The sequence below is a fragment of the Nocardioides sp. genome (assembly GCF_030149505.1).
GTDB lineage: Bacteria > Actinomycetota > Actinomycetes > Propionibacteriales > Nocardioidaceae > Nocardioides.
Genome location: NZ_JASBRN010000045.1, coordinates 239,805 through 266,066 on the forward strand (window position 1 = coordinate 239,805; position 26,262 = coordinate 266,066).

Consider the following 26,262-nt stretch of genomic DNA (forward strand, 5'->3'; position numbering starts at 1 on the left):
CACCCGGTGACCGACGCCCTCGACCGGGCGCGCGACGCCCTCGCGCGCCTGGTCGTGGACGTGCCCGACCACCCCGAGCCGGGCGTGGTCTTCAAGGACATCACGCCGCTGCTGGCCGACCCCGCCGGTCTGGCGGCCGTCGTGGCCGGGCTGGCCTCGGCGGGCGTTCACCCCGACGGCGCACCGCGGGTCGACGTCGTGGTCGGCATGGAGGCCCGCGGCTTCATCCTCGCCGCTCCCGTCGCCCTGGCCCTGGGTGCCGGGTTCGTCCCCGTGCGCAAGGCCGGCAAGCTGCCGCGCGAGGTCCACGCGGTCTCCTACGACCTGGAGTACGGCTCGGCCACCCTCGAGCTGCACCGCGACGCCGTGTCGCCGGGCGACCGGGTGCTCCTGGTCGACGACGTGCTCGCCACCGGGGGCACCGCCCGCGCCACGGCCGACCTGGTCGAGGCGTGCGGTGCGAGCGTCGTCGGGGTCGCGGTCCTGATGGATCTCGCGTTCCTCCCGTGGCGCGAGGCTCTCGGCGACGTCGAGGTCACCAGCCTGCTCACCGTCGGCTGAGACCCGTCACCGCCGGGCGACGACCGCCCGGACGACCCTGCTCCTAGACTGCTCCCATGTCGGAGGAGCGCACGTCCACGTCGGGCCCCAGGGTCCCGCCCCGACGCCCAGACCGGGCTGCCTCGGCCGAGCGCAGCGGGGAGTCGACGACGTCCTCCGCCCGGAGCGTGCGGGCCCGGCTGGCCCGGATGGGCACGCGCACCCAGACCCACAACCCGGTGCTCGAGCCGCTCTTCCGCGCCGTCCGGGCCAACCACCCCAAGGCCGACCTGGCCCTCCTCGAGCGTGCCTACTCCATGGCCGAGGAGCTGCACGCCACGCAGATGCGCAAGAGCGGGGATCCCTACATCACGCACCCGCTGGCGGTCACCACGATCCTGGCGGGCATCGGGATGACCGAGCCGGTCCTGGTCGCGGCGCTGCTGCACGACACGGTCGAGGACACGCCGTACACCCTCGAGCAGCTGACCGAGGACTTCGGTGACGAGGTCGCGCGCCTGGTCGACGGGGTGACCAAGCTCGACAAGGTGGTCTACGGCGACTCCGCGCAGGCCGAGACGATCCGCAAGATGATCGTCGCGATGTCGCGCGACATCCGGGTGCTCGTCATCAAGCTGGCCGACCGGCTGCACAACATGCGCACGCTGCGGTTCGTGCCGCAGAAGAGCCAGGAGCGCACGGCCCGCGAGACCCTCGACATCTACGCCCCGCTGGCGCACCGCCTGGGCATGAACACCATCAAGTGGGAGCTGGAGGACCTCGCGTTCGCCACCCTGCACCCCAAGATCTACGACGAGATCGTGCGGATGGTCGCCGAGCGCTCCCCCTCGCGCGACCAGTTCATGGCCGAGGTGATCAGCCAGGTCGAGAACGACCTGCGCGAGGCCCGGATCAAGGCCAAGGTCACCGGGCGACCCAAGCACTACTACTCGATCTACCAGAAGATGATCCTGGGCGGTCGGGAGTTCTCCGACATCTACGACCTGGTCGGGATCCGGGTCCTCGTCGACGACGACCGCGACTGCTACGCCGTGCTCGGCGTGCTGCACTCACGGTGGAACCCGGTGCTCGGCCGGTTCAAGGACTACGTCGCGATGCCGAAGTTCAACATGTACCAGTCCCTGCACACCACGGTGATCGGACCGCAGGGCAAGGCCGTGGAGATGCAGATCCGCACGTTCGCGATGCACCGCCGTGCGGAGTACGGCGTCGCGGCCCACTGGAAGTACAAGGAGGACGGCCGCAACGGCGTCGACACCGAGAAGCGGGCCGAGGACACCCAGGACATGACGTGGGTCCGGCAGCTGCTGGACTGGCAGAACGAGGTCGAGGACCCGGGGGAGTTCCTGGAGTCCCTGCGCTTCGAGATCAACAGGGCCGAGACATACGTCTTCACCCCGCGTGGCGACGTCATCGCCCTGCCCTCGGGCTCCACCCCGGTCGACTTCGCGTACGCCGTGCACACCGAGGTCGGCCACCGCACGATCGGTGCCCGGGTCAACGGGCGCCTGGTGCCGCTGGAGTCGACCCTCGACAACGGCGACGTGGTGGAGGTCTTCACCTCCAAGTCCCCGACCGCCGCTCCCTCGCGCGACTGGCTCGGCTTCGTGAAGTCCAACCGGGCGCGCTCCAAGATCCGCCAGTGGTTCACCAAGGAGCGGCGCGAGGAGTCGATCGAGCAGGGCAAGGAGCAGATCGCCAAGCTCATGCGCAAGGAGGGACTGCCGTTCAAGCGGCTGCTCACCCACGACTCGCTCACGCTGGTCGCCGAGCACTTCAAGCTCGGCGACGTCTCCGCGCTCTACGCCGCGGTGGGGGAGAGCAACCTCTCGGCGCAGGCGGTCGTCAAGCACGTGATCGACCTGCACGGCGGCACGGGGGGAGCCGAGGAGGACCTCGCCGAGGCCGTCACGATCACCGGGCGCCGCTCACGGCGCAGCACTGCGGGCGGCGACGCGGGCGTCGTGGTCAAGGGCGCCTCGGACCTGTGGGTGAAGCTGGCCAAGTGCTGCACCCCGGTGCCGCCCGACCCGATCCTGGGCTTCGTGACCAAGGGCGGGGGCGTCTCGGTGCACCGGCGCGACTGCACCAACGCCTCGGACCTCGAGGCACGGCCCGAGAAGCTGCTCGAGGTCGAGTGGGCGCCCACGGAGTCCTCGACGTTCCTGGTCAACATCCAGGTCGAGGCGCTGGACCGGGCGCGGCTGCTCTCCGACATCACGATGGCGCTCTCCGACGCCCACGTGAACATCCTGTCGGCGAACCTCTCGACCACGCGGGACCGCGTGGCCAAGAGCCGCTTCACCTTCGAGATGGCCGAGACCAAGCACCTCGACAACGTCCTGCGGGCGGTGCGCAACGTGCCGGGCGTCTTCGACGCCTACCGGGTGACGGGCTGATCGAGGAGCAGGTCAGGAGTACTCGGCGCTGGCCCGCTCGGCGGTCTCGAGGAAGGCCCGGCGGGAGACGAGGTTCTCCTCCAGCTCGGCGACCTTGCGCTCGTTGCCGGCGGCCCGGGCCTTCTCCAGGTCGGCCTCGACCTTCTCGATGGCCGAGCGCAGCTGGGCGACCATGCCGTCGGCGCGGGCGGACTTCTCGGGGTCCGAGCGCCGCCACTGCTCCTGCTCGCGGTCGCGGATGGCGTTCTCGACCACCCGGATCCGACCGTCGAGCTCCTTGATCCGGGCCCGCGGCACCTTGCCGGCGGCGTCCCAGCGCTCGGAGATGTCGCGGAAGGCCTTCTTGGCGGCGTCCAGGTCCGCCTCGCCGGACTGCAGGGCGGGCAGCAGCGCCTCGGCCTCGACCAGGAGCGCCTCCTTGACCTCGGCATTCGCCGCGAACTCCTCGTCGAGCTTGGCGTTCTCGGCGTCGCGCGCGCCGAAGAAGGCGTCCTGCGCGCCCCGGAAGCGCTTCCACAGGGCGTCGTCCACGTCCTTGGGTGCCGGGCCGGCGGCCTTCCACTGCTGCATCAGGTCGCGGTAGCGACCCGCGGTCGGGCCCCACTCGGTCGAGCCCGCGAGCTCCTCGGCCTCCTTGACCAGGCGCTCCTTGACCGCCCGCGCGCCCTCGCGCTTCTCGTTGACCTCGGCGAAGTGCGCCTTGCGGCGGCGCGTGTAGGTGGTGCGGGCGGAGGAGAAGCGGCGCCACAGCGCGTCGTCCCCGGCGCGGTCGATGCGCGGGATCTTCTTCCACTGCTCCAGCAGGTCGCGCAGCCGGTTGGCGCCACCGCGCCAGTCCGAGCCCTCGGCGATCTTCTCGGCCTCGGCGACGACCTTCTCCTTGGCCTCGCGGGCCTCGGCCTGCTTCTGGGCCTTCTCGGCGCGCTTGGCCTCGCGCTGGGTCTCGATGACGGGGGCCAGTGCCTCCAGCCGGGCCAGCAGACCGGCCAGGTCGCCCACCGCGTTGGCGCCGTCCACCTGCGCGGAGACCGTCTTGACGGACTCGGCCGCCTCCTCCGGGGACATCACCCCGGAGCGGATGCGCTGGTCGAGCAGCTCGACCTCGAAGGCGAGAGCGGCGAACCGTTCGGTGTAGAAGGCGAGGGCCTCCTCGGGCGTGCCCTCGGGGTACTGCCCCACGGACCGCTCGCCGTCGGCGGTCCTCACGAAGACCGTGCCGTCATCGGCGACTCGGCCCCACTCATGGCTCGTCACTGGGAGTTCCTCTTCGGTGTCGGGTGCGGCAGCGCGGTCATGCTACCGAGCCGTCCCCACCTGGCCGGGCCGGGACCACCGAGGATCTCGGTTCGGCCCGGCCCACCCTCGTCGCTAGGGTGGGCCGGTGCTGATCGCAGGCTTCCCCGCAGGTCCCTGGGGCACCAACTGCTACGTCGTGGCCACCGGACCGGGCCAGGAGTGCGTCGTCGTCGACCCCGGCAAGGACGCCGCCTCGGGCGTCGCCGAGGTGGTGCGCGAGCACCGGCTCAAGCCCGTCTCGGTGCTGGTGACCCACGGCCACGTCGACCACATGTGGTGCGTGGCCCCGGTGGCCGGCTCGTACGACGCCACCGCCTGGATCCACCCCGCGGACCGACACCTGCTCAGCGACCCGATGGCCGGCATGTCGCGCGAGACCACCCAGATGCTGCTCGGCGGCTCCTACGAGTGGGCCGAGCCCGACGACGTCCGCGAGCTGGCCGACCTGCAGGAGCTCGAGCTGGCCGGCGTGCGGTTCACCGTCGACCACACCCCGGGCCACACGGAGGGATCGGTCACCTTCCGCACCCCCTACCTCCCCGGTGGGCAGCCCTCGGGCGAGGTGTCGGAGGTGATGTTCTCCGGCGACCTGCTCTTCGCGGGCTCGATCGGGCGCACCGACCTGCCGGGCGGTGACCACCCGACGATGCTGCGGAGCCTGGCGACCAAGGTCCTGCCGCTGGCCGACGACGTCGTGGTGCTGCCCGGCCACGGTGAGCAGACCTCGATCGGCCGCGAGCGCGCCACGAACCCCTACCTCCTCGACCTCGTCGACGGCGACGGAGCCGGTGGGACCAGCCCCGTCACGCGGGGGTTGTGATGGCCAGGCCGACCCCGCTCAGCGGGTTCCCCGAGCTGCTGCCCGAGCAGCGCCTGGTCGAGCAGCAGGTCATCGACGTGCTGCGCACCACCTTCGAGCTGCACGGCTTCGTCGGCATCGAGACCCGTGCCGTCGAGCCGATCGACCAGCTGTTGCGCAAGGGCGACACCTCCAAGGAGGTCTACCTCCTGCGACGCCTGCACGAGGAGTCCGCCGAGGGCCACTCCGGCATCGGGCTGCACTTCGACCTCACGGTGCCCTTCGCCCGCTACGTCCTGGAGAACGCCGGCAAGCTGGAGTTCCCGTTCCGGCGCTACCAGGTGCAGAAGGTCTGGCGCGGCGAGCGTCCCCAGGACGGCCGCTACCGCGAGTTCACCCAGGCCGACATCGACGTCGTCGGCCGTGACGAGCTGCCCTTCCACCACGACGTGGAGGTCACGCGGGTCATGGTCGATGCGCTGCGCCGGCTCAGCGACCCGGCCACCCTCGGTCTTCCCGGCTTCCGGCTCCAGGTCAACAACCGCAAGCTGATCCAGGGCTTCTACGCCGGTCTCGGCGTCGCCGAGGGCCACCAGACCGACGAGGTCATGCGCCTGGTCGACAAGCTCGACAAGCTCCCGGCGGAGAAGGTGCACGCGCTCCTGCTGACCGAGGCCGCGATCGACGCGTCGACCGCCGACCGGGTGCTCGCCCTGGCCACGATCCGCGCCGAGGACGCCGTCGGAGAGCAGGGCTTCGTCCGGCGCGTGCGCGACCTCGGGGTGGAGCACCCGCTGCTCGACGAGGGCCTCGACGAGCTCGCCACGCTGGTCCGATCGGTCGCCGACCTCACCTCGGAGCAGGTGCGCGTCGTCGCCGACCTCGCCATCGCTCGGGGGCTGGACTACTACACCGGCACCGTCTTCGAGACCCGCCTGGACGGCTACGAGTCGCTGGGCTCGATCTGCTCCGGCGGCCGCTACGACTCCCTCGCCAGCGACGGCCGCACGACCTACCCCGGGGTCGGGATCTCCCTCGGCGTCAGCCGCGTCCTGGTGCCGTTGATCGCCCGCACCGGCCTGGCCGCCGACCGCAAGGTGCCCAGCGCGGTGCTGGTCGCGCTCACCGACGAGGAGTCCCGCCCGGCCAGCGAGGCCGTGGCCGGGGCCCTGCGCGCCCGCGGCATCCCCTGCGAGGTGGCGCCCACCGCCGCGAAGTTCGGCAAGCAGATCCGGTACGCCGAGCGCCGCGGCATCCCGCACGTCTGGTTCCCGCAGGCCGACGGCCCGGGCCAGGTCAAGGACATCCGCACCGGTGAGCAGGTGGAGGCCGATCCCGCCACCTGGGCACCCCCGACCGAGGACCTGCGACCGCAGGTGGTCTCGACAAGCTCGACCGACGCGGTCGGCTCGACCAACCATGTCAAGGAGAAGCAGTGATCCGCACCCATGACGCCGGGGCCCTCCGCCCCGAGCACGTCGGCCAGACCGTGACCCTCGCCGGGTGGGTGGCCAACCGGCGCGATCACGGCGGGGTGGCGTTCCTGGACCTGCGCGAGGCCTCCGGGGTCGTCCAGGTCGTCGTCCGCGACGAGGAGGTCGCGCACCAGCTGCGCTCGGAGTACTGCCTCAAGGTCGTCGGCGAGGTCGTGGCCCGCAAGGAGGGCAACGAGAACCCCAACCTGGCCACCGGTGCCGTCGAGGTCGTCGCGACCGAGGTCGAGGTCCTGAGCGCCTCCGCGCCGCTGCCGTTCCCCATCAGCGACCACGTCGACGTGGGGGAGGAGGTGCGGCTCAAGCACCGCTACCTCGACCTGCGCCGCAGCGAGCCGGCCCGGCTGATCCGGCTGCGCAGCCGGATCAACAAGGCTGCGCGCGACGTGCTCGACCGGCACGCCTTCGTCGAGGTCGAGACCCCGACGCTGACCCGTTCCACCCCCGAGGGCGCCCGCGACTTCCTCGTGCCCGCGCGCCTGCACCCCGGCAGCTGGTACGCCCTGCCGCAGAGCCCCCAGCTGTTCAAGCAGCTGCTCATGGTCGGTGGCCTCGAGCGGTACTACCAGATCGCCCGCTGCTACCGCGACGAGGACTTCCGCGCCGACCGGCAGCCGGAGTTCACCCAGCTCGACATCGAGATGAGCTTCGTGGACCAGGACGACGTCATCGCGCTCATGGAGGAGGTCCTGGCCGAGATGTGGGCCCTGGAGGGCCACGAGATCCCGCGGCCGATCCCGCGCATCACCTACGCCGAGGCCATGCGCCGCTTCGGCTCCGACAAGCCCGACCTGCGCATGGGCCAGGAGCTCGTCGAGTGCACCGACTACTTCAAGGACACCCCGTTCCGGGTCTTCCAGGCCGAGTACGTCGGTGCCGTGGTCATGCCCGGTGGCGCCTCGCAGCCGCGCAAGCAGCTCGACGCCTGGCAGGAGTGGGCCAAGCAGCGCGGCGCCAAGGGCCTGGCCTACGTGCTGGTGCAGGAGGACGGCGAGCTCGGGGGACCGGTCGCCAAGAACCTCTCCGAGGAGGAGAAGGCCGGCCTGGCCGCCCACGTCGGGGCCGCGCCGGGCGACTGCGTCTTCTTCGCCGCCGGCCCGACCCGTTCGAGCCGCGCGCTGCTCGGTGCCGCACGCTTGGAGATCGGCCGCCGGGGCGGGCTCATCGACGAGTCGGCGTACGCCTTTACCTGGGTGGTCGACGCCCCGCTGTTCGAGCCCGCGTCCGAGGCGGTGGCCAGCGGTGACGTCGCTGTCGGCGGCGGTGCCTGGACGGCCGTGCACCACGCGTTCACCAGCCCGAAGGAGGAGTTCCTCGACACCTTCGACACCGACCCCGGTCCGGCGCTGGCCTACGCCTACGACATCGTCTGCAACGGCAGCGAGCTCGGCGGCGGCTCGATCCGTATCCACCGCGAGGACGTGCAGAAGCGGGTCTTCGAGGTCATGGGCATCGGACCCGAGGAGGCGCAGGAGAAGTTCGGCTTCCTGCTCGACGCCTTCAAGCACGGCGCGCCCCCGCACGGCGGCATCGCCGTGGGCATGGACCGCATCTGCGCGATCCTCGGGCGGGCCGAGTCGATCCGCGACGTCATCGCCTTCCCGAAGTCCGGTGGCGGGTACGACCCGCTGACGGCCGCGCCCGCGCCGATCAGTCCCGAGCAGCGCAAGGAAGCCGGTGTCGACGCCCGTCCGACGGAGGAACTCGCGCCAGAGGCCTGATGCACGCGCTGATCGACGGCGGCGTCCCGACCGGTGGAAACCGGTTGCGGCGCCGCCGTCCCCGTGTCCGGATCGTTACCGCTGAGTGATCGTCCTGCCGTGGGGGAGCACATAGAGTCCACGACGGCGCACAGCGCACGGCCGGGAGACCCTCGGCCGCTCGGAACGATGGGGAGAGCATGTCGGCACAGACCGCCGGCCCCGAGACCCTGGGGCAGCTGAGCGAGGAGCCGAAGGGCGAGGACCCCGGCAGCAGCAAGACCAGGGCCATCACGGGCAAGTCCCCGATGCGGATCGCGCTGGGGCGCCTGCTCCGCGACAAGATCGCGCTGGTCTGCCTGGCCGTGGTGCTCTTCTTCGTCGTCATCGCGATCTTCGCCGGGCCGCTGCAGAAGCTCTTCGGAGTGACCACCGAGACGGCCTACCCCTCGCAGTTCCTCAACCTCGACGGCACCCCTCGCGCCGAGTTCGGCCCGCCGTACGGCGGCTTCACGTGGGACCACCCCTTCGGAATCGCGCCGCGCACGGCCACCGACAACCTGGCCTTCTGGCTCCAGGGCGCGCAGAACTCTCTGCAGATCGCGACGACCGCCACGATCGTGGCCATGCTCGTCGGAGTCACCGTGGGGCTGCTCGGCGGCTTCCTCGGTGGGGTCGTCGACCGAATCCTCGGGTTCATCACCGACTTCTTCCTGACGCTGCCCTTCATCCTGGCCGCGCTGACGATCGCCCCGATCATCAACGAGCGCTTCCGCGACAGCGACAACTACGCCACGATCCAGGTCATCGCCCTGATCGCGGTCCTGGCGGGCTTCGGGTGGATGTCGGTGGCGCGCCTGGTGCGTGGCGAGGTGCTCTCCTTGCGCGAGCGGGAGTTCGTCCAGGCGGCCCGGGTGATGGGCATGCCCACGCGCCGGCTGCTGCTCAAGGAGCTGCTGCCCAACCTCGTCGCCCCCATCATCGTCGCCTCGTCGCTGATGCTGCCTGCCTTCGTGGCAGCCGAGGCGGGCCTGGCCTTCCTCGGCATCGGCGTGACCACGCGGCCCTCGTGGGGCCAGACCCTCAACCAGGGGATCGGGTTCTTCGACAACTACCCGCTCTACCTCTACCAGCCGCTGATCGCCATCGTGGCGATCGTGTTGGCGCTCAACCTCCTGGGGGACGCGCTGCGTGACGCGCTCGACCCCAAGACCCGCCGCTGAGCGGCCACCACACGTCACCCGGGCCCCTTCCCGGGTGCGCACCAGAAAGGAAACGTCAATGAGACGGACCAAGCCGCTGGCAGCGCTCGCCGTTGCCTCGCTCATGGCTCTCGCGGCCTGTGGTTCCGGTGACGGCCCCTCGGACACCGAGACCGGTGACTTCCGGGAGACCGACGCGGGCGAAGACAAGGACCCCGACGCCGAGGGCCCCGCCCCCGAGCTCGAGGGCGCCGAGGCAGGAGGCACCATCACGGTGTTCCTCCCCGGTGACTACGGCCCGGACGACCTCGACCCGACCAACGGGTGGTCCGTCACCGGCAACTCGATCCAGCAGGCGCTGACCAGCCGCTCGCTGACCCAGTACCGCGTCGACGAGGACGGCAACGCCACCCTCGTGCCGGACCTCGCGGTCGATCTGGGCACCCCCAACGAGGACTACACGCAGTGGACGTTCCAGCTGCGCGACAACGCCACGTGGGAGGACGGCTCGCCGATCACGGCCGAGGAGGTCGCCTTCGGCATCGCACGCTCCATGGACTCCACCGCGTTCCCGGGTGGCCCGGGCACCGAGTACTCCACGCAGTTCTTCGCCGGTGCGGACGAGTTCGAGGGCCCCTACACCGACAAGGACACCGACTGGACCGAGTGGGAGGGTGTGGAGTTCGACAACGACGCCAACACCGTCACCATCAACATGTCCAAGCCCTTCCCGGACATGGACTACTGGGGCGCCTTCATGGCGATGGGCCCGGCCCCGCTGGGCAAGACCTCGCAGCCGCCGGCCTACGGCCAGAACATCATGTCGAACGGCCCCTACAAGGTGGAGTCCTTCACCCCGCAGGACGAGCTCGTCCTGGTGAAGAACGACCAGTGGGACCCCGAGTCGGACCCGGCGCGCCACCAGTACGCCGACAAGTTCGTCTTCAAGTTCAACGCCGACCCGGACCAGACCGACCAGATCATGTTGTCGGACAACACCGAGTCGCAGACCGCGCTGTCGACGGACCTGTCGGCCGCCAGCTACCAGGACGCCCTGGAGACCCTGGGTGACCGCCTGGTCCAGCAGTCGACTCAGTGCACCTCGTTCATCTACCCGGTGTACGGCAAGACCGACCTCGCCTTCCGCAAGGCCCTCGCCTACGCCTACCCCTACGAGGATGCGTGGCAGGCCGGCGGCCAGGTGCCCGGCGTGACCCGTGTCCCGGCGAACTCGATCATGCCCCCGGGCATGGCCGGCAAGCCGGACTACTTCGTCGACGGTGAGCAGTTCACCTTCGACATCGAGAAGGCCAAGGAGCTGCTCGCGGAGTCTGAGACCCCGCCGACGATCGACATGATCTACTACGAGCCCGACCCGCTCGTGGTCGCGGCCAACGAGGTTGTCGTCAAGGCCTACGAGGAGGCCGGCTTCAAGGTCAAGTCGACCCCGGTCCAGGAGTCGCCGTACTCGACCTACCTCAACCCCGACGACAAGCTCAACAAGAGCCTGAACGTCCGTGCGGTCGCCTGGTGCTCCGACTGGCCCTCGGGCTCGACCTTCATCCCCTCGCTGTTCCGCGGTGGCGCCACCTACAACGTGGGTGAGTTCGCCGAGGACGCCATCGACGAGCGCATCGCCGGTGTCGCGGAGCTGCCGATCGAGGAGCAGGCCGCCGAGTGGGGCGCGATCGACGAGCAGATCCAGACGGAGTTCTTCCCGGCCGTACCGACCGCGTACTACAACCAGCTGTTCGCGTTCGGCTCCAAGATCGGCAACCCCTCGGGCGACGAGGCCCTGGGTGCGCCGAACTACAAGAACCTCTTCGTGATGCCCTGAGCGTCCAGCGCTCGCATCACGCAGGTTCCGGACGCTGACTGACCCACCCGGTCGGTGAGTGTCCACCCCACGCGGGGGGACCCCCGGGGACTCGTTCCCCGGGGGTCCTTCCCCGCAGGGATCCACCCGTCCCGTACCCGAGGGAAGTGAGATGTTCGCCTACATCGTCAAGAGGCTGCTGGCCGGCCTCGTCGTCCTGACCCTGGTGTCCCTGTCGATCTTCCTGCTGTTCTGGTACGGCCCCTCCGAGCCGGCCCGCGCCATGTGCGACAGCAAGACCAGCAACCGCTGCAGCCCGGAGAAGCTCGAGGTCTTCACCGAGGAGCTGGGTTACAACAACCCGTGGGCCTCGGAGTTCGGCACCTACGTCGGCGGCATCGTCACCGGTCGTGACATCACCGTGGCCGGGCAGACCACCCGCTGCGAGGCGCCGTGCCTCGGCCTGTCCTACAGCACCGGCAAGCCGGTCTGGGAGGACATGCAGAGCCGCATCCCGGCCACCGTCTCGGTGGCGGTCGGAGGGGCGGCGCTCTACCTGGTGATCGGCGTGCCCATCGGCGTGGCTGCTTCCCGGCGCCGCGGATCGACGGCTGACAAGGCACTCGTCTCGGGTTTCCTCGTCGTGAGCTCGATCCCCTACTACCTCTTCGCCCTGCTCGCGTTCCTCTACTTCGCCGTGCTCTACGAGCTGCCGGTCATCGGACAACCCGGCTACGTGCCCTTGACGGAGAGTCCGGTGGAATGGGCAGGCGGCCTCGGGCTCGCCTGGCTGTGCCTCGGCTTGTGGGGCTGCACCGCCTACACCCGCTACTCCCGCGGCGCCATGGTCGAGGCGCTGAGCGAGGACTACGTGCGCACCGCGAAGGCCAAGGGCCTGCCGCAGCGCACGGTGGTCTACAAGCACGCGCTCCGCGCGGCGCTCGTGCCCGTCGTGACGATCTTCGGCATCGACTTCGGCACCCTGCTGGCCGGCACGATCTTCACCGAGAAGATCTTCGACATCAACGGCATCGGGCTGTGGGCCCTCAACGCGGTGGGTCAGAAGGACCTGCCGATCGTCCAGGCCACCGCGCTCTTCGCCGCCATCGCCCTGATCGTGTCCAACCTGGTCGTGGACCTGCTGTACAGCGTCCTCGACCCGAGAGTGAGGCTGTCGTGACCGAGCCGTTCCTCGTCGTCGAGGACCTGACGGTCAAGTTCCCCACCGAGGACGGCCTCGTCAACGCCGTCACCGAGCTCAGCTACTCCGTCGAGCAGGGTCGCACCCTGGGCATCGTGGGGGAGTCCGGCTCGGGCAAGTCGGTGTCGTCCATGGCGGTCCTGGGACTGCACGACACCCGCACGGCGCGGATCACCGGATCGATCAAGGTCGGTGGCCAGGAGGTCGTCGGGCTCGGGGAGTCCAAGCTGCGCAAGCTCCGCGGCCGCGAGGTCGCGATGATCTTCCAGGACGCCCTCGCTGCGCTGCACCCCTTCTACAAGGTCGGCTCTCAGCTCGCCGAGGCCTACCTCGTGCACCACCCCTCCGCCAGCAAGCGCGACGCGCGCCGCAAGGCGGTCGAGATGCTGGACCGGGTGGGCATCCCCCAGCCGGACCGTCGCGTCGACGACTTCCCGCACCAGTTCTCCGGCGGCATGCGGCAGCGGGCGATGATCGCCATGGGTCTGATCAACGACCCGAAGCTGCTGATCGCCGACGAGCCGACGACGGCTCTCGACGTGACCGTGCAGGCACAGATCCTCGACCTGCTCCAGGACCTCCAGCGCGAGTTCGACTCCGCAGTCATCATCATCACCCACGACCTCGGGGTGATCGCCGAGATGGCCGACGACATCCTGGTGATGTACGGCGGTCGCGGTGTCGAGCACGGGCCCGCCAAGGAGGTCCTTACGCGGCCGCTCATGCCCTACACGTGGGGCCTGCTGTCCAGCGTGCCGGACGTCGCGGGCGACACCGCCGCGAAGCTGGTGCCCATCCCGGGCAACCCGCCGAGCCTGCTGGACCCGCCCTCGGGCTGCGCGTTCCACCCCCGGTGTGCCCACAGCGACAAGGTGCAGGGCAACCTGTGCTCGACGGCGCTGCCCCGGCTGGAGCCCGGCCCCAGCGGGCCCGGACACCTCACGCGCTGCCACCTGAGCGACCCGGCGACGGTCTTCGAGACCGAGGTGCTGCCGGTCATCGCCCCCGACCTGCTCGAGGAGAGCTGAGAAGATGACGGACGTCAACCACCCTCCCCAGCAGCCGGAGAACCCGGCCGTGACCGAGGGCGAGGAGCTCTCTGCCGACAACCGGGAGCAGCGGCTGTCGTTCGCCGACCTGGCCGACTCCGGGCACGCGGCCGCGCAGCTGCGCACGGACGTGGAGCCGGTGCTCACCGTCGAGGACCTCAAGATGTGGTTCCCGGTGAAGTCCTCGGGCCTGGTCCGCCGCACCATCGGCCACGTGCAGGCCGTCGACGGCATCTCCTTCCAGGTGCCGCGCGGCGGCTCCCTGGGCCTGGTGGGGGAGTCGGGCTGTGGCAAGTCGACCACCGGGCGGCTCATCACCCGGCTCTACACCCCGACGGCCGGCTCGATGCGCTTCGGCGAGAAGCAGGTCGACCTCGCGACCATGTCCAACCGCGAGCTCAAGCCGATCCGGCGCGACGTGCAGATGATCTTCCAGGACCCCTACACCTCGCTGAACCCGCGGCACACCGTCGGCGCCATCATCGGCGCCCCGCTGGAGGTGCACAAGGTCGTCCCGAAGAACAAGGTGCTGCCGCGCGTCCAGGAGCTCCTGGAGATCGTGGGGCTCAACCCCGAGCACTACAACCGCTACCCCAACGAGTTCTCGGGCGGGCAGCGACAGCGCATCGGCATCGCGCGGGCCCTGACGCTGAACCCCAAGCTGCTGGTCGCGGACGAGCCGGTCTCGGCCCTCGACGTCTCCATCCAGGCCCAAGTCATCAACCTGCTCCAGGAGCTGCAGGCCGAGTTCGACATCGCGTTCCTCTTCATCGCCCACGACCTGGCCGTCGTGCGGCACTTCTGCCCCGAGGTGGCAGTGATGTACCTCGGCAAGATCGTGGAGATCGCCGACCGCGACAGCATCTACGGCCACGCGCACCACCCCTACACCCAGGCGCTGCTCTCGGCCGTGCCGGACATCAAGTCCGCGGGTCACGGTCGCCGGGAGCGGATCCGGCTCGAGGGCGACGTCCCGAGCCCGATCAACCCGCCCTCGGGCTGCCGGTTCCGCACCCGGTGCCCGCTGGCCCAGGAGATCTGCGCCAAGGTCGAGCCGCCGCTGCTGCAGATCGGCCCCCGGCACAAGGTCGCCTGCCACTTCGCCGGTGAGATCGGTCGGCACCCCGCCACTCCGGTGACCGCCGGGCTGCTGGGCGTGGACAAGCAGGGCAGCCCCGACCCGGGCACCACCCCGCAGCCGGTCGGGACCAACCCCGGCTACGACAAGGAGTGGTTCGACCTCGGCTCGCAGCAGATGGTCTCGGCCTGAGCGACGACGACGCGCTCTTCGCCGCCCCCGGTCACCCGGCCGGGGGCGGCTCCGCTGCGTCCGGGAGCCTGGCGGCCAACACGACCGCCTCGGCACCGCTCGCCGTGCGGATGCGACCGCGGACGCTGGACGAGCTGGTCGGGCAGCCGCAGCTGCGTGAGCCGGGCTCCCCGCTGCGCCAGCTGATCGAGGACCAGCGCTCGCTGTCGCTGCTGCTGTGGGGCCCGCCCGGCACCGGCAAGACCACCATCGCCTCGATCGTGAGCGGCCGGACCGACCGGCGCTTCGTCGAGGTCTCCGCGGTCTCCGCCGGGGTCAAGGAGGTGCGGGCCGCGATCGAGTCGGCCCGCAGCGAGCTGGTGCGCGGCGGCCGCGAGACGGTGCTCTTCGTCGACGAGGTGCACCGCTTCTCCAAGGCCCAGCAGGACGCCCTGCTGCCGGGGGTCGAGAACCGGTGGGTGACGCTGGTGGCCGCGACCACGGAGAACCCCTTCTTCTCGGTCATCTCCCCGCTGCTCTCGCGCAGCCTGCTGCTGCGCCTGGAGTCCCTCACCGACGACGACGTACGCCGGGTGCTGGACCAGGCGTTGGTCGACGAGCGCGGCCTGGGCGGCCGGTTCACGCTCACCGAGGACGCCGCCGACCACCTCGTGCGGCTGGCCGGGGGCGACGCGCGCCGGTCCCTGACCTACCTCGAGGCCGCGGCCGGAGCGGCCACGGGCCGCGGGAGCGAGGTGATCGACCTGTCGACCGCGGAGACGGCGGTCGACCAGGCCGCCGTACGTTACGACCGACAGGGCGACCAGCACTACGACGTCACGAGCGCCTTCATCAAGTCCGTGCGCGGCTCGGACGCCGATGCTGCGCTGCACTACCTGGCGCGGATGGTCGAGGCCGGCGAGGACCCGCGGTTCATCGCGCGGCGGCTGGTCATCCTCGCCAGCGAGGACGTCGGGCTGGCCGACCCTGCGGCGCTGCCGCTCGCGGTGGCCGCAGCCCAGGCCGTGCAGCTCATCGGGATGCCCGAGGCCGGCCTCAACCTCGCGCACGCGACGATCGCCCTGGCCATGGCCCCGAAGTCCAACGCCGTCACGACCGCCCTGGCGGCGGCGACCGCCGACGTGCGTGCGGGCAAGATCGGGCCGGTCCCCGCGCACCTGCGCGACGCCCACTACGGAGGGGCCAGGAAGCTCGGGCACGGCGCGAGCTACACCTACAGCCACGACGAGCCCTTCGGCATCGCCGCCCAGCAGTACGCCCCCGACGTCGTCGCCGACGCGACCTACTACCAGCCCAAAGACATCGGTGCCGAGAGCGCGATCCGGGAGCGCTGGGAGCGGGTCCGCCGGCGGATCCGCGGCAGGTAGGGTCAGGCCCCATGAACCAGCAGTGGACCGCCCCCGTCTGGGTCGTCGTCGCGCTGGTGGCCGGCGTGCTGGCGGCGCTGCTGGTCCTGGTGCTCCTGGTGGGTGCGACCCGACGCTCGCTGGTGCGCGTCCGGCACGAGGCCGACGCGCTGCTGGGTCGTGTCGGCGAGCTCGAGCAGCGTCTGTCCGCGCGGGAGGAGACGGTCCCTCCGGGGGGCGCCGCCGCGACCGTGGCCACGGACCGTGAGTACGTCATCACGCACCTGGGCGAGGAGCCTGCGCCGGCAGCGGCGGCACCCGTCGTACCCGCCCCGGTCTTCGCCGACCTGGTGCTGCGGGAGAGCGTCGTGCAGGCCGCCACGCTCGCGGCCGGCCTGCGCCGGGCGCTGAGCCCGGAGACCCGGCACCGGATCCGCTTCGAGATGCGGCGCGAGGTCAAGCGGGCGCGCAAGCAGCGCCGCGCCGACCTGCGCGCGGCGCGCCGCGACCTGCACGACCGCGAGCGAGCAGCCGCATGAGTCGCGGGCTCTGGTTCGCAGCCGGGGCCGGCGCCGGGATCTACGCGATGGTGCGTGGCCGGCGCGCGGCCGAGGTGCTGACCTACGACGGCCTCCACGACCGGCTCGGCGCGCTGGCCGTGGGCGCCCGGCTCTTCCGCGACGAGGTCGCCCAGGGCCGTGCCGAGGCCGAGGACGCGGTGCGGGCCCGGCTCGGAGCATCCTCGCCCCCGCAGATCAGCAGCCCCCCGGACACACCCGAGCTCGCCCACCGACAGCAGAGAGGCACCCCCTGATGGACACCGCCGCGATCCGCCGCAACTTCCTCGCGCACTTCGAGGCGGCCGGACACACCGTGGTGCCGTCGGCCTCGCTGCTCGCCGACGACCCCAACTTGCTCTTCGTCCCCGCCGGCATGGTGCCGTTCAAGCCCTACTTCCTGGGCCAGGAGACCCCGCCCTACACCCGGGCGACCAGCGTGCAGAAGTGCGTGCGCACACCCGACATCGAGGACGTCGGGAAGACCTCGCGCCACGGCACCTTCTTCGAGATGTGCGGCAACTTCTCCTTCGGCGACTACTTCAAGGAGCGGGCCATCGAGCTGGCCTGGGAGCTGGTCACCAAGCCGGTCGCCGACGGCGGGTGGGGCTTCGACGAGGGCCTGCTCTACCCCTCCATCCTCGACGGCGACGACGAGGCGCTGGCGTTGTGGAAGAAGGTCACCGGCCTGCCCGACGACCGGATCGCCCGCCTGGGTCCCAGGGAGAACTACTGGTCCATGGGCGTCCCCGGCCCGGGCGGACCGTGCTCGGAGCTGCTGATCGACCGCGGCCCGGCGTACGGCCCCGACGGCGACTTCTCGGCCGAGGACCGTTACCTGGAGTTCTGGAACCTCGTCTTCATGCAGGACGAGCTGTCCGCGGTGCGGTCCAAGGAGGACTTCGACATCGCCGGCTCGCTGCCGAAGAAGAACATCGACACGGGCATGGGCCTGGAGCGGGTCGCGTTCCTGCTGCAGGGCAAGGACAACATGTACGAGATCGACGTGATGTACCCCGTGATCGAGAAGGCCGAGCAGCTCACGGGCAAGCGCTACGGCACGAACCCCGAGGACGACGTGCGCTTCCGCGTGGTCGCCGACCACGTGCGCTCCTCGATGATGCTCATCGGTGACGGCGTCACCCCCGGCAACGAGGGCCGCGGCTACGTCCTGCGTCGGCTCATGCGCCGCGCCATCCGCTCGGTGCGCCTGCTCGGCTACGAGGACCCGGCGCTGCCGGAGCTCTACCCCGTCAGCCGCGACAAGATGGGCGAGACCTACGCCGACCTGCACCGCGACTGGGACCGGATCTCCACGGTCGCCTACGCCGAGGAGGACGCGTTCCGCTCGACGCTCAAGGCCGGCACCCAGATCTTCGACGTCGCCGCGGGCGAGGTGAAGAAGTCCGGCGGCTCGGTGCTCTCCGGCGAGCGCGCCTTCGCGCTGCACGACACCTACGGCTTCCCGATCGACCTGACCCTCGAGATGGCCTCCGAGCAGGGGCTGGCCGTCGACGAGGACGGCTTCCGCCGGCTCATGGGCGAGCAGCGCGAGCGGGCCAAGGCCGACGCCAAGGCCAAGAAGGGCGCGCACACCAACACCGGTGCCTACCGCGAGGTCGCCGACTCCCTCGGCGCGGCCGTCGACTTCACCGGCTACACCGAGACCACCACCGAGGGCGTCGTGCGCGGACTGGTCGCCGACGGCGCCGTCGTGCCGGTCGCGGGCGCCGGCCAGGAGGTCGAGCTGGTCCTGGACCGCACCCCGTTCTACGCCGAGGGCGGTGGCCAGCTGGCCGACACCGGCGTGATCGAGCTGGCCAACGGCGCCCGGGTCGAGGTGCTCGACGTCCAGTCGCCGATCACCGGGCTGGTCGTCCACCGCGCCCGGGTGCTCGAGGGCGAGGTGAGCAGCGGGGTGGCCGCGCAGTCGCACGTCGACCTGGCCCGCCGCACGGCCATCAGCCGCGCCCACACCGCGACCCACATGGTGCACAAGGCCTTCCGCGAGGCGCTGGGGGAGACCGCCACCCAGGCCGGGTCGGAGAACGCCCCCGGTCGGTTCCGCTTCGACTTCTCCGCCACCGGTGCCGTCCCCGCCTCGGTGATGGCCGACGTGGAGGCGCGGGTCAACGACGTGGTCCTCGACGACCTCGCCGTGCACGCGGAGTACATGTCCCAGGCCGAGGCCGTGAGGTCCGGCGCGATGGCGCTGTTCGGCGAGAAGTACGGCGACACCGTGCGCGTGGTCTCGGTCGGCGACTGGGCCCGCGAGCTGTGCGGCGGCACCCACACCGCCAGCTCCGGCAAGCTGGGGGTCATCAAGCTGCTGGGCGAGTCCTCCATCGGCTCCGGCGTACGCCGGGTCGAGGCGCTGGTCGGCAGCGACGCCTACCGGTTCCTGGCCCGTGAGCACACCCTCGTCAACCAGCTCTCGGAGACCCTCAAGGCGCGCCCGGAGGAGCTGCCCGAGCGGGTCTCGGACCTCGTCTCCCGGCTGCGGGCCGCGGAGAAGGAGATCGAGCAGGTGCGCGTGCAGCAGCTGCTGCGTGCCGGCGCCGAGGTCGCCGCAGGGGCCAGCCGGGTGGGTCCGGTCCTCGTCGTCGCGCACCGGGTCGAGGGCGCCGGCGGCGGCGACGTCCGCACCCTGGCCCTCGACGTGCGCAGCCGGCTGCCGCAGGGCGAGCCAGGCGTCGTGGTCGTGGCGGGCGTCTCTGACGGCAAGGTCGCCCTGGTCGCTGCCACCAACGAGCTCGCCCAGGAGCGCGGCCTGTCGGCCGGCGACCTGGTGCGCACCCTCACGCCGCTGCTGGGTGGCAAGGGCGGCGGCAAGGCCGACGTGGCGCAGGGGGGCGGCGCGGACGCCTCCCGGCTCGACGAGGCGCTCGCGCTCGTGGCCGGCGAGGTCGGCAAGGTCGTCGGGGCCTGAGTCCCATGAGGCACGGCACCCGGGTGGGCGTCGACCCGGGCGACGCCCGGATCGGCGTGGCGCGCAGCGACCCCTCGGGGATGCTGGCCACGCCGGTGGAGACGGTGCGCCGCGGCAAGGGCGACCTGGCGCGGCTGCGCCGGATCGTGGCCGACCTGGCGGAGGAGACCACCGTCCTGGAGGTCGTGGTCGGGCTGCCGCGCTCGCTGCACGGCGGTGAGGGGCCTGCGGCGGCGAAGGTCCGGGAGTTCGCCGCGTCCCTCGCCGATCGGCTCGACGTGCCCGTGCGGCTCGTCGACGAGCGGCTCTCGACTGTTTCGGCGGAGGCTATGCTCCGCGACCAGGGTCGCAAGGGCGCCAAGCGCCGTGCGGTCGTCGACCAGGCGGCGGCCGTCGTGATCCTGCAGCACGCGCTCGACACCGAGCGCGCCTCGGGGGCTGCGCCCGGCGAGGTCGTGGCGAGGACGGACGAGGGGACGCAGTCATGAGCGAGGACCAGCACGTCGACGAGCTCGTCCCGGGCGGACGTCGTCGGCGCAAGCGCAGCCGGATCCCCGGCTGCCTGGCGGTGCTGGTGGCGCTGGCCGTCATCGCCGGCGGCCTGTGGTGGGCCGGCAACGCCGGCCTGGCCGCGCTGCGCGACCTGGTCGAGGAACCGGAGGACTACCCCGGTCCCGGGCGCGGCTCGGTCGTCTTCGAGGTCGCCAGCGGCGACAGCTCCACCATCATCTGCCGCAACCTCAAGGACCAGGACGTCGTGGCGTCCGTGGACGCCTGCATCGCCGCGGCCAACGCCAACCCCGGCTCCGGCGGCATCCAGGTCGGCTTCTACGAGCTGAAGAAGGAGATGGCCTCCGAGGACGCCTTCGACGTGCTCGTGGACCCGGCCAACCTGGTGACCAGCAGCGTCACGATCCCCGAGGGCCTCAACACCGACCAGATCGTGGCCCTGCTGGCCGAGGGCACCGACTTCTCCGCCGCGCAGTTCCAGAAGCACCTCGACGACCCGGCGAAGATCGGCCTGCCCGACTACGCCGGCGGCGAGGCCGAGGGCTACCTCTTCCCGGCGACCTACGCCTTCGGTCCGAAGGCCAAGCCCGCCGAGATGCTCGCGGCCATGGTGGACCGCTGGCGGCAGGCCGCCGACGAAGCCGGGCTGGAGGAGGCCGCCGAGCGGCTCGGCTACACCCCCCACGAGCTGATGACGATCGCCAGCCTCGTCGAGGCCGAGGGGAGGGGCGAGGACATGCCGAAGGTCGCGCGGGTGATCTACAACCGCGTGGAAAACCCGGACAACGGGGTCACCAACGGCCTGCTGCAGATCGACGCCGCGGTCAACTACGCGCTCGGCAAGGAGCCGATCGCCCGGCTGACCACCGACCAGATCGAGTCGGTCTCGGACTCGCCGTACAACACCTACACCCAGCCGGGGCTCCCGCCCGGTCCGATCGAGGCGCCCGGCGACGCGGCGATCGACGCGGCCGCCAACCCGGCGGACGGCCCGTGGCTGTTCTACGTCACGGTGAACCTCGAGACCGGCGAGACCAAGTTCACCGAGTCCTACGACGAGTTCCTCTCCTTCCGCGGCGAGCTGGACGAGTACTGCGCCACGCAGTCCGACCGCTGCTGAGCCGGCCGTGACCGCGTCCACCACCCGGTGCGCGGTGCTCGGCGACCCCGTCGAGCACTCGCTGTCACCGGCCCTGCACCGGGCGGCGTACGCCTGGCTGGGGCTCGAGGGGTGGCACTACGACCCGGTGAGGGTGCCCGGTGGCACGCTCCCGGACTTCTTCGACGGGCTCGGGCCGGAGTGGCGTGGCCTCTCGCTCACGATGCCGCTGAAGCGTGAGCTGCTCGCGCTGGCCGACGAGCGCGGGTGGGAGGTCTCGGGGCGGGCCCGGGCCGCGGGAGGCGCGAACACGTTGGTGCGCGAGGCCGCGGGCTGGCGCGGCGACAACACCGATCTCCCGGGAGCCGTGGCCGCGGTGCGGGAGCGGCACGACGGTCCGGTGCAGCGGGTCCTGGTCCTGGGCGGCGGTGCCACCGCGGCCTCGATCGGGCTCGCGCTGTGCGACCTCGGCGCCCGCGAGGTGACGCTGCTCGTGCGCTCGGCCGACCGGGCCGCGGAGACGTTGCGCACGGTCGCGGCGCACACCTCGGCGCCGGACGTGCGGGCGCTCGAGCCGGCGGCCGTGCAGCACGACGGCGGGGAGGCCGGCGGGGTTCCGGCCGCCGACGTGCTCGTCTCGACGGTGCCCGCCGACGCCCAGGACCCGGGACTGCTGTCGGCCTGCGGCGCCGCGCTGCTCTTCGAGGCCGTCTACGACCCGTGGCCCACCCCGCTGGCCGCGGCCGCGCTGGACCGCCGCACCGCCCTCGTCTCCGGCCTGGACCTGCTCGTGCACCAGGCCGCGCTCCAGGTCGAGCAGTTCACCGGCCGGAGCGTGCCCGTCGAGGTCCTGCGCTCGGCCGGCGAGGCCGCGCTGGCGGCGCGGGGCCACGGGTGAGCAGCCTGCCCGCGGTGTGGGAGGGCGCCCTGCTGGGCGGCCTGCTCTGCGGCCTGCTGTCGCTGGCCGTCCCGTGGGTGGTGCGCACGCTGCCCGAGCCTGCCCCGGACCCCGATCGTGGGGAGGCCGAGCCGCCCAAGCCGACGTACGCCGCCCTCGGCTCGCGCCCGGGCCTGCTGCCCGGCGCGGCGCTCTCCGGGCTCGCCGCGGGTGCGCTGGCGGGCGCGGTCGTGGGCCCCGGGTGGACCCTGGCCCTCGTGGTGCTCGCCGTCCCGGTGTGCGTCGCCCTGGCCTTCGTCGACTGGCACACCCGGCTGCTGCCGTCGCGGCTGGTGCTGCCCGCCACCGGGCTGCTGCTGCTCGTGGTGGCTGCGGAGTGGGGCGTCACCGGCGACCGCGAGGACCCGCTGCGAGCGCTGCTGGGGCTGCTGGTGGCCCGCTCGCTCTTCTGGGTGCTGTGGTTCGTGCACTCGGCCGGCATGGGCTTCGGCGACGTCCGGCTGGCGGCGCTGCTCGGCCTGGTGCTCGGTCACGCGGGCTGGGCCGAGCTCGTGGTCGGCGTCTACCTGCCGTTCCTGCTGTTCGCGGTGCCGGGGGTCGTGCTCGCGCTGGTGCGCCGCGACCGGGGCCTGCTGCGGGTGGCCTACCCGTTCGGCCCGTTCATGGTCCTGGGCGCGCTCGTCGGCCTGTGCCTGGGCCCGGCGGTGCTGGGAAGTCTCACGGGCGCCTGACCGGCAGGGGAGCGCTGCCGCCTGCGTGGAAGACTGGCCCCATGCTGCGTTGGCTCACCGCGGGCGAGTCCCACGGCCCGTCCCTGGTCGCGATCCTCGAGGGGCTCCCCGCCCACGTGGAGGTCACCTCCGACGACATCGCCGACTCCCTGGCCCGGCGCCGCCTCGGCTACGGCCGCGGCGCGCGGATGAAGTTCGAGCAGGACCAGGTCACGATCACCGGCGGCGTGCGGCATGGGCGCACCCAGGGCGGTCCGGTCGCGATCACGGTCGGCAACACCGAGTGGCCCAAGTGGGAGACCGTAATGTCCGCGGACCCGGTCGACCCCTCGCTGCTCAAGGACACCGGCCGCAACGCCCCGCTGACCCGGCCGCGCCCCGGGCACGCCGACCTGGCCGGCATGCAGAAGTACGACTTCGACGAGGCCCGCCCGATCCTGGAGCGCGCCTCCGCCCGCGAGACCGCGGCCCGGGTGGCGCTGGGTCGGGTCGCCAGCAACTTCCTGCAGCAGGTCGCCGACATCGGCATCGTGTCCCACGTCATCGAGCTCGGTGGCGTCCGTGCCCCGAGCGGCTCCTGGCCGGAGTCGGCCTCCGCCGAGGTCGTCGCGCGGCTCGACGAGGACCCGGTCCGCTGCCTGGACCCCGCGACCTCGCAGGCGATGGTCGAGCGGATCGACCAGGCCCACAAGGACGGCGACACCCTCGGTGGCGTCGTCGAGGTCGTGGTCCACGGGCTCCCGCCGGGCCTGGGCTCGCACGTCCACTGGGACCGTCGCCTCGACAGCCGCCTGGCCGGCGCGCTCATGGGCATCCAGGCGATCAAGGGCGTCGAGGTCGGTGACGGCTTCGAGCTGGCCGCCACCCCGGGTTCGCTGGCGCACGACGAGATGGTGCCCGGCGAGGGCGGCATCAAGCGGGTCTCCGCGCGCTCGGGGGGCACCGAGGGCGGCATGACGACCGGCGAGGTCCTGCGCGTGCGGGCCGCGATGAAGCCGATCGCGACCGTCCCGCGCGCCCTGCGCACGGTCGACGTCGCCACGGGGGAGGCGACGGTGGCGCACCACCAGCGCTCCGACGTCTGCGCCGTCCCGGCCGCCGGCATCGTGGCCGAGGCGATGGTCGCGCTCGTGCTGGCCGACGCCGTGCTGGAGAAGTTCGGCGGCGACTCGGTGGGGGAGACCCGCCGCAACGTCGAGTCCTACCTCGCCGCCCTGCCCGAGCAGCTGACCTGGAACCGCGGGTGAGCGGCCCCGGTCCGCGGGTGGTCCTGGTCGGCCCGATGGGGGCCGGCAAGACGACCGTGGGCGAGCTGCTCGCCGCGCGCTGGGGCGTGCAGGTGCGCGACACCGACGCCGACATCGTCGCCTCGCAGGGCAAGGAGATCTCCGAGATCTTCGTCGACGACGGCGAGGCCGCCTTCCGTGCCCTCGAGCGCGACGCCGTGGCCCAGGCCTTGGCCGAGCACGACGGCGTGCTGTCGCTGGGCGGGGGAGCGGTGCTGGACCCGGGCACCCGCGACCTGCTCGCCGGGCACACCGTGGTGTTCCTCAGCGTCGGGCTCACCGACGCGGTCAAGCGGGTCGGGCTCGGCACGTCCCGGCCGCTGCTCATGGGCAACGTCCGGGGTCGGATCAAGGCGCTCCTCGACGAGCGCACGCCGGTCTACGAGTCGGTCGCGACGTTCACCGTCGACACCGACGGCCGGACGCCGGACGAGGTGGCCGACGAGATCGCCGGCGAGGTGGCTGCCCGTGCCTGAGCCCGACTGCACGGTCCTGCACGTCGGCGGCGACAGCCCGTACGACGTCGTCGTCGGCCACGGCGTCGCCGAGCGCCTCACGGGGTTGCTGGGCGGGGGTGGCGGGGGCCCGAGCCGGGTCGCCCTGGTGGTGCCCGAGACGCTGCGCGAGCTGGCCGGACCCGTGCGGGATGCACTCTCCTCGGCGTACCGGCTGACCGAGGTCGTCGTCCCCGACGGCGAGGCGGCCAAGACCGTCGCCACTGCCGCGGCCTGCTGGGACCGGCTGGGGGAGGCCGGGTTCACCCGCTCCGACGCCGTGGTCACCTTCGGCGGCGGCGCGACCACCGACCTGGGCGGCTGGGTGGCGGCCGGCTGGCTGCGGGGCGTGCCGGTCGTGCACGTGCCCACCACGCTGCTGGCGATGGTCGACGCGGCGGTGGGTGGCAAGACCGGCGTCAACACCGCCGCCGGCAAGAACCTCGTCGGGGCCTTCCACGAGCCCGCCGGCGTCCTGTGCGACCTGTCGCTGCTGAGCACGCTGCCGCGCGCCGACCTGGTCGCGGGCATGGGCGAGGTCGTGAAGTGCGGCTTCATCGCCGACCCGCGCATCCTCGAGCTCGTGGAGACCACCGACCCGGCGGTGTTCACCGGTGACGGGGCCGCCGACAGCCCAGAGCTGCGCGAGCTCGTCGAGCGGTCGATCCAGGTGAAGATCGACGTCGTCGTCGGCGACCTCAAGGAGACCGCCGGCACCGCCGGTGCGGGCCACCCGGGGCGCGAGGCGCTCAACTACGGCCACACGATGGGCCACGCGATCGAGCGCGCCGAGGACTACCGGATGCGCCACGGCGAGGCGGTCTCGGTCGGCGCGGTCTTCGTCGCCGAGCTGGCTCGCCTGGCCGGAGTCCTGGACGAGGCGACCGCGGCGCGGCACGCGGCAGCCTTCGGGCGCGTGGGACTGCCCACGGGCTACGCCGGAGCCGGGTACGACGAGCTGCGGGCGGCGATGGCGGTGGACAAGAAGTCGCGCGGTGACCAGCTGCGCTTCGTGGTGCTGCACGACCTGGCCGACCCGCGCGTCCTGGCCGGGCCGTCCGAGGAGCACCTGCGGGCGGCGTACGACGCGATGGTGGCGCGGGCGTGAGCGGCGCGCGCACGCCGGTGCTGGTCCTCAACGGGCCCAACCTGGGTCGGCTGGGCCGCCGCCAGCCGGAGATCTACGGCTCGACCACCCACGACGAGCTGGTGGAGCTGTGCGAGCAGTGGGGCCGCGAGCGCGGGCTGGACGTGCAGGTGCGCCAGACCAACCACGAGGGCCGGATGCTCGACTGGTTGAACGAGGCCGCCGACGCAGCCACGCCGGTCGTGCTCAACGCCGCTGCGTGGACGCACTACTCCTACGCGATCTTCGACGCGTGCGCCCAGCTGGTCGCACCACTGGTCGAGGTGCACATCTCCCAGCCCAAGGACCGGCCCGAGGAGTTCCGCCACCACTCGGTGGTGACCGAGCACGCCGTCGAGGTCGTGGCAGGGCACGGGATCGACGGCTACCGGATGGCCCTCGACGTGCTCGTGCGCCACCTCGCCCCGTAGACTCCGGCGCTGGCCCTCGGGCCTCCACGACCCTGGCTCCACCCCTCTCACGAACAAAGGCTGGCTCGC

23 protein-coding genes are annotated in these 26,262 nt (G+C 72.0%); 22 read left to right on the plus strand and 1 reads right to left on the minus strand.

Annotation, left to right across the window (positions count from 1 at the left end):
- Positions 1-6 precede the first annotated feature (6 nt).
- Both Q1V71_RS09645 and Q1V71_RS09650 read left to right on the plus strand, forming a co-directional pair.
- The gene (locus Q1V71_RS09645) at positions 7-561 is read left to right on the plus strand and encodes an adenine phosphoribosyltransferase (protein WP_300643257.1); all 555 of its coding nucleotides are present in this window, start codon (positions 7-9) and stop codon (positions 559-561) included.
- Between the two features lie 188 nt (positions 562-749).
- Positions 750-2,960, plus strand: coding sequence for a bifunctional (p)ppGpp synthetase/guanosine-3',5'-bis(diphosphate) 3'-pyrophosphohydrolase (locus Q1V71_RS09650; RefSeq protein WP_300643476.1), 2,211 nt, complete (start codon positions 750-752; stop codon positions 2,958-2,960).
- A gap of 12 nt (positions 2,961-2,972) precedes the next feature.
- Here the strand turns inward: Q1V71_RS09650 and Q1V71_RS09655 are convergent, their stop codons facing one another.
- Positions 2,973-4,214, minus strand: a complete 1,242-nt coding sequence (locus Q1V71_RS09655; protein ID WP_300643259.1) for a DUF349 domain-containing protein — start codon at positions 4,212-4,214, stop codon at positions 2,973-2,975.
- 127 nt (positions 4,215-4,341) lie between these two features.
- Between Q1V71_RS09655 and Q1V71_RS09660 the strand changes: the two genes are divergently transcribed.
- From Q1V71_RS09660 to Q1V71_RS09755, 20 genes are all read left to right on the plus strand, one after another.
- Positions 4,342-5,076, plus strand: coding sequence for an MBL fold metallo-hydrolase (locus tag Q1V71_RS09660; RefSeq protein ID WP_300643261.1), 735 nt, complete (start codon positions 4,342-4,344; stop codon positions 5,074-5,076).
- Entirely contained in the window at positions 5,076-6,494 is a 1,419-nt protein-coding gene (hisS, locus tag Q1V71_RS09665; protein ID WP_300643263.1) for a histidine--tRNA ligase, read from the plus strand. Before Q1V71_RS09660 ends, hisS begins: the two co-directional genes overlap by 1 nt.
- Positions 6,491-8,269, plus strand: a complete 1,779-nt coding sequence (aspS, locus tag Q1V71_RS09670; RefSeq protein WP_300643265.1) for an aspartate--tRNA ligase — start codon at positions 6,491-6,493, stop codon at positions 8,267-8,269. The genes hisS and aspS overlap by 4 nt, the downstream gene beginning before the upstream one ends.
- A gap of 179 nt (positions 8,270-8,448) precedes the next feature.
- Positions 8,449-9,471, plus strand: coding sequence for an ABC transporter permease (locus tag Q1V71_RS09675; protein ID WP_300643267.1), 1,023 nt, complete (start codon positions 8,449-8,451; stop codon positions 9,469-9,471).
- Positions 9,472-9,529: 58 nt separating this feature from the next.
- The gene (locus Q1V71_RS09680) at positions 9,530-11,287 is read left to right on the plus strand and encodes an ABC transporter substrate-binding protein (RefSeq protein ID WP_300643269.1); all 1,758 of its coding nucleotides are present in this window, start codon (positions 9,530-9,532) and stop codon (positions 11,285-11,287) included.
- 151 nt (positions 11,288-11,438) lie between these two features.
- A complete protein-coding gene (locus tag Q1V71_RS09685) occupies positions 11,439-12,446 on the plus strand; it encodes an ABC transporter permease (protein ID WP_300643271.1) in 1,008 nt (335 codons plus the stop codon).
- On the plus strand, positions 12,443-13,495 hold the full coding sequence (locus tag Q1V71_RS09690) for an ABC transporter ATP-binding protein (protein WP_300643273.1): 1,053 nt from the start codon (positions 12,443-12,445) through the stop codon (positions 13,493-13,495). The genes Q1V71_RS09685 and Q1V71_RS09690 overlap by 4 nt, the downstream gene beginning before the upstream one ends.
- Before the next feature lie 184 nt (positions 13,496-13,679).
- A complete protein-coding gene (locus Q1V71_RS09695) occupies positions 13,680-14,786 on the plus strand; it encodes an ABC transporter ATP-binding protein (RefSeq protein WP_300643477.1) in 1,107 nt (368 codons plus the stop codon).
- Entirely contained in the window at positions 14,747-16,153 is a 1,407-nt protein-coding gene (locus Q1V71_RS09700) for a replication-associated recombination protein A (RefSeq protein ID WP_300643275.1), read from the plus strand. The genes Q1V71_RS09695 and Q1V71_RS09700 overlap by 40 nt, the downstream gene beginning before the upstream one ends.
- Before the next feature lie 11 nt (positions 16,154-16,164).
- The gene (locus Q1V71_RS09705) at positions 16,165-16,671 is read left to right on the plus strand and encodes a hypothetical protein (RefSeq protein WP_300643277.1); all 507 of its coding nucleotides are present in this window, start codon (positions 16,165-16,167) and stop codon (positions 16,669-16,671) included.
- Positions 16,668-16,946, plus strand: coding sequence for a DUF6167 family protein (locus tag Q1V71_RS09710; protein ID WP_300643279.1), 279 nt, complete (start codon positions 16,668-16,670; stop codon positions 16,944-16,946). Before Q1V71_RS09705 ends, Q1V71_RS09710 begins: the two co-directional genes overlap by 4 nt.
- Complete coding sequence (gene alaS, locus Q1V71_RS09715) at positions 16,946-19,618, plus strand: alanine--tRNA ligase (RefSeq protein ID WP_300643280.1); 2,673 nt, start codon at positions 16,946-16,948, stop codon at positions 19,616-19,618. Before Q1V71_RS09710 ends, alaS begins: the two co-directional genes overlap by 1 nt.
- A 5-nt stretch (positions 19,619-19,623) precedes the next feature.
- A complete protein-coding gene (gene ruvX / locus Q1V71_RS09720; protein ID WP_300643282.1) occupies positions 19,624-20,106 on the plus strand; it encodes a Holliday junction resolvase RuvX in 483 nt (160 codons plus the stop codon).
- A complete protein-coding gene (gene mltG / locus Q1V71_RS09725; RefSeq protein WP_300643284.1) occupies positions 20,103-21,248 on the plus strand; it encodes an endolytic transglycosylase MltG in 1,146 nt (381 codons plus the stop codon). Before ruvX ends, mltG begins: the two co-directional genes overlap by 4 nt.
- Positions 21,249-21,255: 7 nt before the next feature.
- Positions 21,256-22,125 carry a shikimate dehydrogenase gene (locus tag Q1V71_RS09730; RefSeq protein ID WP_300643286.1) on the plus strand — a complete coding sequence of 290 codons (870 nt, stop codon included), beginning with the start codon at positions 21,256-21,258 and terminating at the stop codon, positions 22,123-22,125.
- Positions 22,122-22,856, plus strand: coding sequence for an A24 family peptidase (locus tag Q1V71_RS09735; RefSeq protein ID WP_300643288.1), 735 nt, complete (start codon positions 22,122-22,124; stop codon positions 22,854-22,856). Before Q1V71_RS09730 ends, Q1V71_RS09735 begins: the two co-directional genes overlap by 4 nt.
- Positions 22,857-22,897: 41 nt before the next feature.
- A complete protein-coding gene (gene aroC / locus Q1V71_RS09740; protein WP_300643290.1) occupies positions 22,898-24,103 on the plus strand; it encodes a chorismate synthase in 1,206 nt (401 codons plus the stop codon).
- 35 nt (positions 24,104-24,138) lie between these two features.
- Positions 24,139-24,618, plus strand: a complete 480-nt coding sequence (locus tag Q1V71_RS09745) for a shikimate kinase (RefSeq protein WP_300643479.1) — start codon at positions 24,139-24,141, stop codon at positions 24,616-24,618.
- Positions 24,611-25,744, plus strand: coding sequence for a 3-dehydroquinate synthase (gene aroB / locus Q1V71_RS09750; protein WP_300643292.1), 1,134 nt, complete (start codon positions 24,611-24,613; stop codon positions 25,742-25,744). The genes Q1V71_RS09745 and aroB overlap by 8 nt, the downstream gene beginning before the upstream one ends.
- Positions 25,741-26,193, plus strand: coding sequence for a type II 3-dehydroquinate dehydratase (locus tag Q1V71_RS09755; protein WP_300643294.1), 453 nt, complete (start codon positions 25,741-25,743; stop codon positions 26,191-26,193). Before aroB ends, Q1V71_RS09755 begins: the two co-directional genes overlap by 4 nt.
- The last annotated feature ends 69 nt before the right edge of the window (positions 26,194-26,262 follow it).